At 35.3% G+C, this 346-nt stretch carries 1 protein-coding gene; it reads right to left on the reverse strand.

The annotated features are described in order from the left end of the window. The coding region (locus ACT3TJ_RS18085; RefSeq protein ID WP_444666143.1) for a hypothetical protein at positions 1–346 on the reverse strand (346 nt) is incomplete at both ends.

Consider the following 346-nt stretch of genomic DNA (forward strand, 5'->3'; position numbering starts at 1 on the left):
GCCTTGAACTAGCCTTATAATTCTTAACTTTAGCAATTCTTTCATAATATTGTTTTGCAATAATCCTCGCCTCTTGCAGCTGCTCTAAGTTTATCAAAACCTTCACATGGCCTTCTGAAAGTGTGATTATTGGGTAACTATCATAAAAATTAACATTAGAGGAATCGAGTCTATTCAATACAGACTCTGCTTCGCAAAAATGGGCCATCGCTACTATTTCATCTAAAGTTTCGCAAGCTAGAATAATTCTTTGATGAGCTAATGCATGTTCGATATGAGATGAGTCAGGAAATGCTTCATAAGCTATTCTCAGCTTTTCAAAAGCAGCTTGATTTTTACCAAAAGT

Source organism: Halomonas sp. AOP30-A1-24 (genome assembly GCF_052378165.1).
Taxonomy (GTDB): Bacteria; Pseudomonadota; Gammaproteobacteria; order Pseudomonadales; family Halomonadaceae; genus Vreelandella; species Vreelandella citrativorans.